11 protein-coding genes are annotated in these 10622 nt (G+C 65.8%); 5 read left to right on the top strand and 6 right to left on the bottom strand.

Annotated features, from left to right (window positions below; genetic code table 11):
- Positions 1-818: sigma-54-dependent Fis family transcriptional regulator (locus ACNPP0_RS02630; protein ID WP_448704943.1), on the top strand; the 818-nt coding region annotated here is incomplete at its 5' end.
- Between the two features lie 63 nt (positions 819-881).
- On the opposite strand, the gene trpC is transcribed toward ACNPP0_RS02630, so the two are convergent.
- The 6 genes from trpC to rpe all read right to left on the bottom strand — a co-directional run bounded on the left by trpC (position 882) and on the right by rpe (position 6586).
- Positions 882-1670 (bottom strand): indole-3-glycerol phosphate synthase TrpC, encoded by a 789-nt coding sequence (trpC, locus tag ACNPP0_RS02625; protein ID WP_448704942.1) that lies wholly within the window; start codon positions 1668-1670, stop codon positions 882-884.
- Entirely contained in the window at positions 1667-2698 is a 1032-nt protein-coding gene (gene trpD / locus ACNPP0_RS02620; protein WP_046805611.1) for an anthranilate phosphoribosyltransferase, read from the bottom strand. Before trpD ends, trpC begins: the two co-directional genes overlap by 4 nt.
- A 17-nt stretch (positions 2699-2715) precedes the next feature.
- Positions 2716-3282, bottom strand: a complete 567-nt coding sequence (locus tag ACNPP0_RS02615; RefSeq protein ID WP_332612518.1) for an aminodeoxychorismate/anthranilate synthase component II — start codon at positions 3280-3282, stop codon at positions 2716-2718.
- Positions 3283-3329: 47 nt separating this feature from the next.
- Positions 3330-4850, bottom strand: a complete 1521-nt coding sequence (trpE, locus tag ACNPP0_RS02610; protein ID WP_332612516.1) for an anthranilate synthase component I — start codon at positions 4848-4850, stop codon at positions 3330-3332.
- A 280-nt stretch (positions 4851-5130) separates the two neighbouring features.
- Positions 5131-5838 (bottom strand): phosphoglycolate phosphatase, encoded by a 708-nt coding sequence (locus ACNPP0_RS02605; RefSeq protein WP_332612514.1) that lies wholly within the window; start codon positions 5836-5838, stop codon positions 5131-5133.
- A 19-nt stretch (positions 5839-5857) separates the two neighbouring features.
- Positions 5858-6586, bottom strand: coding sequence for a ribulose-phosphate 3-epimerase (rpe, locus tag ACNPP0_RS02600; RefSeq protein ID WP_332612512.1), 729 nt, complete (start codon positions 6584-6586; stop codon positions 5858-5860).
- Between the two features lie 139 nt (positions 6587-6725).
- Here rpe and apaG point away from each other — a divergent pair, with 139 nt between their 5' ends.
- From apaG to ACNPP0_RS02580, 4 genes are all read left to right on the top strand, one after another.
- The gene (gene apaG, locus ACNPP0_RS02595) at positions 6726-7100 is read left to right on the top strand and encodes a Co2+/Mg2+ efflux facilitator ApaG/CorD (RefSeq protein WP_046805616.1); all 375 of its coding nucleotides are present in this window, start codon (positions 6726-6728) and stop codon (positions 7098-7100) included.
- A 35-nt stretch (positions 7101-7135) separates the two neighbouring features.
- Positions 7136-8443: a murein transglycosylase A gene (gene mltA / locus ACNPP0_RS02590; protein WP_448704941.1), complete on the top strand. Its 1308-nt coding sequence runs from the start codon at positions 7136-7138 to the stop codon at positions 8441-8443.
- Entirely contained in the window at positions 8440-9609 is a 1170-nt protein-coding gene (locus ACNPP0_RS02585; protein WP_448704940.1) for a UbiH/UbiF family hydroxylase, read from the top strand. The genes mltA and ACNPP0_RS02585 overlap by 4 nt, the downstream gene beginning before the upstream one ends.
- A gap of 208 nt (positions 9610-9817) precedes the next feature.
- Entirely contained in the window at positions 9818-10603 is a 786-nt protein-coding gene (locus ACNPP0_RS02580; RefSeq protein ID WP_332612505.1) for a DsbC family protein, read from the top strand.
- Positions 10604-10622: the final 19 nt, after the last annotated feature.

The raw sequence follows: 10622 nt of genomic DNA, 5'->3' as shown, positions 1-10622 counted from the left end.
GCGAACTGCATGCGCGCGGCAAGCGCGCGGCCGGGCCTTTCGTGGCGGTCAATTGCGCGGCGCTACCCGAAAGCCTGATCGAATCCGAACTGTTTGGCTACGAGGATGGCGCCTTCACCGGGGCGCGCCGGCAAGGCAGCAAGGGCTTGCTGCGCCAGGCGCACGGCGGTGTGTTGTTCCTGGATGAAATTGGCGACATGCCGCTGCTGCTGCAATCGCGCTTGCTGCGCGTCCTGCAAACGCGTGAAGTGTCACCGCTGGGCGCGGCGCGGCCGGTGCCGGTGGATTTTGCGCTGGTGTGCGCCACGCATCGCCCGCTGGCGCATGAAGGATCCGATGCGCCGGTGCGCCCGGACCTGTATTTCCGCATCGCCGAATACACGGTCACGCTTGAGCCGCTGCGTGCGCGCACCGATCGCCTGGAATTGCTGCGCGCGTTGTGGGCAGCGCAAGGCCCGGGGCCGGTGCTGCCGCCGTCGATCGAAGCCCGGCTGGCCGCGTATTCCTGGCCGGGTAATTACCGGCAATTGGTGGCGGTGTTGCGCACCTTGCATGTGTTGGCGGGGCCGTCGGGCGTGGTCGATGTCGACATGCTGCCTGCCGAGTTGTTGCAGTCGCCCGCTGCGACCCGCTCGCCAGACGGCCCGACCGCGCCGGATAGCGGCGTGGGGGGTCTGCAATCGATGACAGATGCGGCAATACGCGACGCGCTGGTCGCGCATGGTGGCAATGTCAGCCGCGCGGCGCGCGCGCTGGGCGTGCACCGCAGCACCGTGTACCGGCGCGCGGGCAATGTGGTTGTGCCGCGTTCGCGATAGCGGCGCGGCGGGTTCGCAACAGCGCCCGCGCGGCCTGCGGGCGCCGGTGCGTTGGTCCGTTCCTTACCCCATCAGGCGCGCGAGTTCCGCGCCTGGATCCTTGGCGCGCATGAACGCTTCGCCTACCAGGAAGGCGTTGACCTTGTTGTCGCGCATCAGCTTGACGTCTTCGGGTTTGAGAATGCCGCTTTCAGTGACGACGCGCTTGCCCGCCGGAATGTTGGGCAGCAGGTCCAGCGTGTTCTTCAGGCTGGTTTCGAAGGTGCGCAGGTTGCGGTTGTTGATGCCCAGAAGCGGCGTCTTCATCGTCAGCGCCACGTCCAGTTCGCGGGCGTCGTGCACTTCCACCAGCACGTCCATGCCCAGTTCCATCGCCAGCGTTTCGTAGTCGCGCAGTTGCGTCGGCGTCAGCGCGGCCACGATCAGCAGCACGCAGTCGGCGCCCATCGCGCGCGCGGCGATGATCTGGTAGGAGTCGATCACGAAGTCCTTGCGCAGCACCGGCAGCGAGCACGCCGCGCGCGCCTGGCGCAGGTGGTCGTGCGAACCCTGGAAGAACTGCACATCGGTCAGCACCGACAGGCAGGCCGCGCCATGCACGGCATAGGACGAGGCGATGTCGGCGGGGGCGAAGGTGTCGCGCAGCACGCCCTTGGAGGGCGAGGCTTTCTTGATTTCAGCGATGACGCCGGCCTTGCCTTGCGAGATCTTGTCTTCGATGGCTTGGGCAAAGCCGCGCACGTCCTGGCGCGCCTGCGCTTCACGCAGAACTTCGGCTTCGCTGCGCATCTGGCGGGCGGCGGCGACTTCCTCTACCTTGACGGCGAGGATCTTCGCAAGAATATCGTTCATTTCTGGAATTTCCGGGTATATGCGCAGAATTCTTCCAGCTTGGCTCGCGCCGCGCCGGTGGCGATCATTTCAAATGCTAGCGCTAAGGCTTCGGGAATGGAATCGGCTTTATTGCCGGCGTAGATGGCAAGTCCTGCGTTCAGGGCGACGATGTCGCGGGCCGTGCCCTCGACATTTTCCAGCGCCTCGATGACAAGTTCGCGTGATTGCTCGCGATTGGACACCTTGATGGACCGGTTGGACATCATGGATAGCCCGTAGTCTTCGGGATGGATTTCATATTCCCGTATTTGACCATCTTTCAGCTCGCCCACCAGCGTGGCCCCGCCCAACGACGCTTCGTCCATGCCGTCCTTGCCGTGCACCACCAGCACGTGGCGCGAACCCAGGCGTTCCAGCACGCGCACCTGGATGCCGACCAGGTCGGGGTGGAACACGCCCATCAACTGGTTGGCGGCGCCGGCCGGGTTGGTCAGGGGACCAAGAATATTGAAGATGGTGCGCACGGCCAATTCCTTGCGGACGGCAGCCACGTTCTTCATGGCCCCGTGATGCGCGGGCGCGAACATGAAGCCGATGCCGGTGGCCTGGATGCACTCGGCCACTTCCTCGGGCGACAGGACCAGGTTGGCGCCCAGCGCCTCCAGTACGTCGGCGCTGCCGCTGGACGATGACGCGCTGCGATTGCCGTGCTTGGCGATCGGCACGCCGGCCGCCGCCGCCACGAACATGGCGGTGGTCGAGATGTTGAACGTGTGGCTGCCATCGCCGCCCGTGCCGCACATATCCAGCAGGTCTTGCGGATTGGGCGTGACCACGGGCGTGGCGAATTCACGCATGACCTGCGCGGCGGCGGTAATTTCGCCGATGGTTTCCTTCTTGACGCGCAGGCCCATCAAGAGCGCGCTGGCGATCTGCGGCGACATTTCGCCGCGCATCAGCATGCGCATCAGATGCAGCATTTCGTCGTGGAAAATTTCGCGGTGTTCAATGCAGCGCGTCAGGGCTTCGGTGGGGGAAATGGTCACGATGCGTCCTTCTTGTCTTAGGCGAGGTTCAGGAAATTGCGCAGCAGGGCATGGCCATGTTCGCTGAGCACGGACTCGGGATGAAACTGTACTCCGTACAGCGGCAGGGTCTTGTGACGCACGCCCATGATGTCGCCGTCGGGCGCGGTGGCTGTCACCGCCAGGCAGTCGGGCAGGGTGGCGGGGTCGATGGTCAGTGAGTTGTAACGGATCACGGTGTACGGCGTGGGCAGGGCGGTGAAGATATCGGTGCCGGTGTGCGAAATCTGCACCGTCTTGCCGTGCATGATCTGCTGGGCCCGCACGATGTCGCCGCCGTAGGCCGCGCCGATGGCCTGGTGGCCAAGGCACACGCCCAGAATCGGCTTCTTGCCGGCAAAGGCCTGGATGGCGGCCACCGAGATGCCTGCTTCAGCGGGCGAGCACGGGCCGGGCGACACGCAGATGCGGTCGGGGTTCAGCGCGGCGATCTCTTCCAGGGTGATCTGGTCGTTGCGCGCAACGCGCACGTCTTCGCCCAGTTCGCCAAAGTACTGGACCAGGTTGTAGGTAAACGAATCGTAGTTATCAATCATCAACAGCATTTTTTTCTCCGTGCGGGCAGGGGGCGTGCGGCGGGGCCGGGCCGGGATCAGATAGGTTCGTCCAGGCCGTGCTGGACCTGCTCGGCGGCGCGCAGCACGGCGCGGGCCTTGGCTTCCGTTTCGGCGTATTCGGCCTCGGGATTCGAGTCGGCCACGATGCCGGCGGCGGCCTGCACATACAGCGTGCCGTCCTTGATGACGCCGGTGCGGATGGCGATGGCCACGTCCATTTCACCGCCGTAGCTCAGATAGCCGGCGGCGCCGCCGTAGATGCCGCGGCGCACGGGTTCCAGTTCGTCGATGATCTTCATGGCTTCCACCTTCGGCGCGCCTGTCAGCGTGCCGGCGGGGAAGGACGCGCGCAGCACGTCCATGCTGCTCATGCCCGGGTTCAGGTTGCCCGTCACGTTGGACACCAGGTGCATCACGTGCGAATAGCGTTCGATGACCATGGTGTCGCTGACCTTGACCGAGCCCACCTCGGCCACGCGGCCCACGTCGTTGCGCGCCAGGTCGATCAGCATCACGTGTTCAGCCACTTCCTTCGGGTCGGCCTTCAATTCGGCGGCCAGTGCCGCGTCTTCCTCGGGCGTTGCGCCGCGCTTGCGGGTGCCGGCCAGCGGGCGGATGGTGATTTGCGACTTGGGCACGCCGTTGTCCACCACGCGCTCCTGGCGCACCAGGATCTCGGGCGATGCGCCCACCACCTGGAAGTCACCGAAGTTCCAGAAGTACATATAGGGCGAGGGGTTCAGCGAGCGCAGCGCGCGGTAAAGCGACAGGGGCGAATCGCGGAACGGCTTGGCGATGACCTGGCCGATCTGCACCTGCATCAGGTCGCCGGCGGCGATGTGTTCCTTGGCACGGTGCACAGCGGCCAGATAGTCTTCTTTCTTGAAATCGCGCCGCTCTTCGGTCTGCATGCTGGCGTGGCTGTACGGAATTTCCACGGGGCGTCGCAGGCGCGCGCGCAGATCGTGCAGGCGCTGCTGGGCGCGGCTGTAGGATTCGGGCCGGCTGGGGTCGGCGTACACCATCAGGTAGATGCGGCCGGCCAGGTTGTCGACGATGACCAATTCGTCCACATGCATGAGCATCAGGTCTGGCGTGCCGCCGTCCATGCCGGCCGGAAACGGCTTGACGGCGGGGCCCAGGCAGGGCTCGATGTGGCGCACGGTGTCGTAGCCGAAGTAGCCGGCCAGGCCGCCGCAAAAGCGCGGCATGCCCGGGCGCAGCGCCACCTTGAACCGGCTTTGGTATTGCTCGATGAACGCAAGCGGGTCGCCTTCGTGCGTTTCCACGATCTTGCCGTCGTGCAGCACTTCGGTCAGCGTGCCGCTGGCACGGATCACGGTGCGGGCGGGCAGGCCGATGAAGGAATAGCGGCCGAAGCGCTCGCCGCCCACCACCGATTCCATCAGGCAGGTCATGCGGCCGGCCAAGGGGCCTGCATGCGCCAGCTTCAGGTAGATGCCCAGCGGGGTGTCCAGGTCGGCGTAGGTCTCGGCCACCAGCGGGATGCGGTTGTAGCCTTGTGCGGCAAGGGCCTTGAATTCGATTTCGGTCATGTCGGGGTCTCGTAAGCGATTTTTGGTTTGCTTTCAGACCGGGCGCACAACAAAAAAGCCCGGTCCAGGTGTCTGGTTCCGGGCTTGGCTCTGTGTTTACACAGCTACGGCACTAGGCGGCATACGCGTCCAGGGCCGGGAGGGATCATCGCCACCCGGAAGACAAACGCCACCAGCGCCACGAGGCGCCGAGCATTTGGTTCTGGGGGTAAGCGTTCATTGATCCGGGTGTGTCTTGATGAGGTGCGGTGTTTTGGTTGTTCAGGTTTGCCGACGCGCTTCAGGAGGCGATTTTCGCGGCGTTCTGGTTTTGATTCCAGAGCGCAACCCACTGGGCGGCGTTGACAAGCGTGTCAACTATACCATCGACATCCAGCTCCCGCACATCACGGCCTTCGTTGTAGCCGTAAGGCACCACCAGCACCTGCGTACCGGCCGTGCGGCCTGCCTGCGCGTCGTTGATCGAATCCCCGATCGTGACGGCTTCGGTCACCGCCACGCCCAGCAGTTCGCAGGCGTGTAGCACCTGGTCAGGGTCCGGCTTGCGGCGCACGCAGGTGTCGCCGCAAACCACGGCGTCGAAAAAGCCGGCCAAGCCCGTGCGCTGCAACAGCGGCAAGGTGAATTCGGTGGGCTTGTTGGTGACGACGGCCAGTTTCAGGCCCTGGTCGCGCATGTGCTTCAGGCCGTCGATCACACCGGGGTAGACCTGGGCGCGTTCGCCGTTGACCAAGTGATAGTGGCGGTAGAAGGACTCGCGCGCGCGGGCGAATTCCTCGGCCGACGGATCGGGCGCGTCCAGGCTGCCAGCCAGGCTGCGGCGGACCAGGTTGTCCACGCCCTTGCCGACGAACGTGGCGACCACGTCTTCGCGCAGTACGGTCAGGCCCAGGTCGACGCGCATGGCGTTGGCGGCGAATGCCAGGTCGGGGATGGAGTCCAGCAGGGTGCCGTCCAGGTCCAGCAGCGCGGCGCGAAAAGCGGTCATGTCGAGGTTTCCTGGTGGCTTAGACGGCGGTGGTTTCGCCGATGGCGATCTGTTCGCGCATGGATTTGATGATGCCGGCGTAGTCGGGCTTGCCAAAAATGGCCGAGCCGGCCACGAAGGTGTCGGCGCCCGCGCGGCGGATTTCAGCGATGTTGTCGATTTTGACGCCGCCGTCCACCTGCAGCACGATTTCCTGGCCGCCGGCCTGCGTCCAGGCGTCGATCCGGGCGCGCGCCTCGCGCAGCTTGGTCAGCGCGCCGGGGATGAAGCTCTGGCCGCCAAAGCCCGGGTTCACCGACATGATCAGGATCAGGTCGATCTTGTCCATGACGTAGTCCAGGTAGGACAGCGGTGTGGCGGGGTTGAAGACCAGGCCGGCCTTACAGCCGTTTTCGCGGATCAGCGACAGCGTGCGGTCCACGTGGCGGCTGGCGTCCGGGTGAAAGCTGATGTAGTCGGCGCCTGCCTTGGCGAACATCGGGACCAGGTCGTCCACCGGCTCGACCATCAGGTGCACGTCGATCGGCACTTGCACGTGGGGCCGGATCGCCGCGCACACCATCGGGCCGATGGTCAGGTTGGGGACATAGTGGTTGTCCATCACGTCCACGTGTATCCAGTCGGCGCCGGCAGCGACGACGTTGCGGACTTCCTCGCCCAGGCGGGCAAAGTCAGCCGACAGGATACTGGGGGTGATGCGGGTGGAGGCCGTGGAGGTAGACATGATGTTCGGGATCGGGGAGGGCATAATGTGCCATTATTGCAGTTTGAGGCGCGGGTTCGGGAAAGGCCCGGTTCCACGGCTCCCAATTCTGCGTTTTCGAAACGTCTCCCGAACGCCCGGCGCCGATGTCCGGCCCCCGCGTCCAGCCACACAGGGAAGGACTGTGAAACCTTACGACCTGAGCGTCTCTGTCTCTCCGCGCTTCGTGCCTGAACAGTCCGATCCCGGCGAACAGCAATTCGTGTTTGCCTATACCGTTCGCATCACCAACACCGGCGAACATCCCGCCCAGGTGATCAGCCGCCATTGGGTCATCACCGACGGCAACCAGCGCGTGCAGGAAGTGCGCGGGCTGGGCATCGTGGGCCAGCAACCGCTGCTGGCACCCGGCGAAACCTTCGAATACACCAGCGGCTGTCCGCTGCCCACCCCCGTGGGCACCATGCGCGGCACCTATCACTGCGTCGGCGAGAACGGCATCCCGTTCGAAGTGCCGATCTCCGAATTCGTCCTGGCCATGCCTCGCACCCTGCATTGAATGGCCCCGCCCGTCGCTCGTTTTTTTCCTAGCTCATGAAGCGCATTCTCAGCCTGTCCCTGCTGCCGATCTTGCTGGCGGCATGCTCTACGCCGTCGGAAATACCTTCCAGCCCCGGCGAAACCAGCACCATCCCGGGCTCGCGTGCTCCGGCGGCTGACGGCCCCCTGGTGGTGCCCTCGCTGTCGGCGTTGCCCGACACGCCGCCCCGCGCGCTGGCCGGCAAGTTCAAGGCCGGCACCTGGTCCGAAATGCCCGGTTGGTCCGCCGACGACCTGACTCAGTTCTGGCCCCTGTTCCTGCGTAACTGCCGGGGCCTGATGCGGCCGACCAGCGGCAACCTGGCCGCCCCGGCCCGCGCCACCCCGCGCGCCTGGCAGCCCGTCTGCGCCGCCGCCATCGACCCTGCGCGCGCGCCGGCGGCAGGCGACGGTGAAGCCGTGCGCCGCTTCCTGCAAACGTATCTGCAACCGTGGCGCCTGAACGCCGCCGACGGCAAGCCGGCCACCAACACCGTCACCGGCTACTACGAGCCCCTGGTGCGCGGATCGCGCCGGCAGGGCGGCAACTACCAATGGCCGCTGTACGCCGTGCCGGCCGACCTGCTCACCATCGACCTGGGTTCGGTCTACCCGGACCTGGCCGGCAAGCGCGTGCGCGGCAAGCTGGATGGCAAGCGGGTGGTGCCCTATGACACCCGCGCCGCCATCGAATCGTCCTCGGGCCGCAAGCCCCCGGTGGTCGTCTGGGTGGATGACCCGGTGGATAACTTCTTTTTGCAAGTGCAGGGCTCGGGCCGCGTCCAGCTGACCGATGGCCCCGACGCCGGCAAGACCATCCGCGTGGCCTACGCCGACCATAACGGCCAGCCCTATGTGTCCATCGGCCGCTGGCTGATCGACCGCGGGGAACTCAGCGCCGATCAGGCGTCCATGCAGAACATCCGCGCCTGGGCGCAGCGCAATCCGAAACGCGTGCCGGAAATGTTGAACGCGAACCCGGCAGTGGTGTTTTTCCGCGAAGAGCCGGTTATCGACCCCGAACAGGGTCCCAAGGGCGCCTACGCGATCCCGCTGGCGCCCAAGCGATCCATCGCCGTGGACGCCACCTTCGTACCGCTGGGCACCCCGGTGTACCTGGCCACGACCTTCCCGGCCTCCGACCGCCCGTTGCAACGGCTGGTCTTCGCGCAGGACACGGGCACGGCCATCCGGGGCGCCGCGCGCGCCGACTTCTACTGGGGTTACGGCGAAGAAGCCGGCCAGCAGGCGGGCCGCATGAAACAACGGGGCCAGATGTGGGTGCTGTGGCCCAAGCAAGCGGGGGAGCCCTCGGCAAGATGAGCCATCAAATCGTCGTATGCGGGGCCGGCATCGTCGGCCTGTCCACCGCCCTGGCGCTGGCCCGGCGCGGCCAGCGCGTTGCCGTGCTGGCGCCGCGTTCGTCCGTGCCCGCCGCCGATCCCAACCACTACCACCCGCGCGTCTATGCCATTTCGCCCGCCAGCCAGCGTTTCCTGGCCGAGCTGGGCGTGTGGGACGCCATGCCCGCCGGCCGGTTGATGCCGGTGCAGGCCATGGAAATCCATGGCGACGCCGACGGGCAGGTCAACCTGAATGCCTGGCAGGCGGCATTGCCGCAGCTGGCCTGGATCGTCGAATCCGGCGAGATCGAACGCGTGTTGATTCAGGCGGTTCGAATGTTCGGCATCCCCTGGCTGGAAGACCGCTGCACCGGCTATCAGGATGGCGCGGTCGATACCGAAAGCGGGACCCGCATTCAGGCGGAATTGTTCGTGGGCGCCGACGGCGCCGCCTCGCCGCTGCGCACGGCGGCCGGCTTGAAGCACGACACGGTGTCCTACCACGACACGGGCCTGGTGGCGCATCTGGACGCCGAGCACGCCCACCATGGCACGGCCATCCAGTGGTTCCGTGACGACGGCGTGCTGGCGCTGCTGCCGTTGCCCGACACCGCCGACGGCCCGCAAGTGTCGATGGTCTGGTCCATGCGCACCGAACTGGCGCAAGCGCTGCTGGCTTTGCCGGCCGAACAGCAGACCGCGCGCCTGGAAACCTTGCTGGCCGACGCCGCGGAGGGCCGGTTGGGCCGCTTGAAAGTGCGGAGCAAATTGCACGGTTTTCCGCTGACGTTGGAACGCGCGCAGATGGTGGCGCCCGGCATCGCGCTGGCCGGCGACGCCGCGCACCGGCTGCATCCCCTGGCGGGGCAGGGCCTGAACCTGGGCCTGGGCGACGTCGAGGCGCTGGCCCGCACCGTGGCCGGCCGCGAGTCCTACCGCTCGGCGGGCGACATTCGCGTGCTGCACCGCTACCAACGCGCCCGCGCCGAACCGGTGCTGGCAATGCGCCTGGCCACAGACGGCCTGCACAAACTGTTCGCCTCGCGCGCGACGCCGCTGGTGTGGTTGCGAAACGCCGGGATGCATGTGGTGGAACGCGCGCCCTTGGTCAAACGCCGCCTGATCGCGGGTGCATCGGCCAATTAAAGCGGCGCCAGGGTGTATGCCCAGGCGCGGCGGCCAGGCACGGGCGGCCAGCCCCGCGCTTTGAGGTTTTCTTTTGGAACCTTGAAGCGCGCCGGGCGTCTGAAGGACACTTCGCCTTTCCGCGTCCAACCGGCATGTCGTCCGGCCCGGCTCCTTGCCGGATGAGTTACGCTTTCCCCCAAAGAACACGATAAGTACAGGAGCACCCATGACTTTCCGCATCTCCGCCACGCTGGCGGCTTGTTTCCTGGCCGGTGGGCTGGGCTTGTCCGCCCCGGCACTGGCGCAGGCGCCGGCCCAAGGCAAGGCCGTCTCCACCGAGTCGGTCGGCAAACCCGCCCAGGGCGAAAAAAGCGTGTCGACCCCGCAGCTCGATGCCGTCAAGGAACGCTTCGAACAACGCTTTTCCGGCATGGACGTCACCGCCGTGCGCCTGACGCCTTACGGCATTTTCGAAGTGCAGCTGGGCATGGACCTGCTCTACACGGACGAAAAAGTCACCTGGGTCATGGAAGGTCCGTTGATAGACGCCATGACGCGCCGCGATGTCACCCGCGAGTCGCAGGAAAAGCTCAGCGCCGTCACGTTTGATCAGCTGCCGCTGGAACTGGCCATCAAGCAGGTCAAGGGCACCGGCGCAAAAAAGGTCGCTATATTTGAAGATCCCAACTGCGGCTATTGCAAGCAGCTGCGCAAGACGATGGAAGACCTGAACGACGTCACCGTCTACACCTTCATGTACCCGATTCTGTCGCCCGATTCCAAGGACAAGGTGCGCGACGTCTGGTGCGCCAAGGACCAGGGCAAGACCTGGGACGACTGGATGGTGCGCAACAAGAAGCCGGCCACCGCCAATTGCGATGTGCCTGAAGACAAGCTGCTTGCGCTGGGCCACCGCCTGATGGTGCGCGGCACGCCCACGCTGTTCTTTGCCGATGGCTCGCGCGTTAGCGGCGCCATTCCGCTGGACCAACTGAAAGAACGCTTGAACTGACCGGCGCTGATCGCGCCGG

The organism is Achromobacter semiaridum, assembly GCF_053543755.1.
This window is presented reverse-complemented; position numbering and strand designations above follow the sequence as displayed.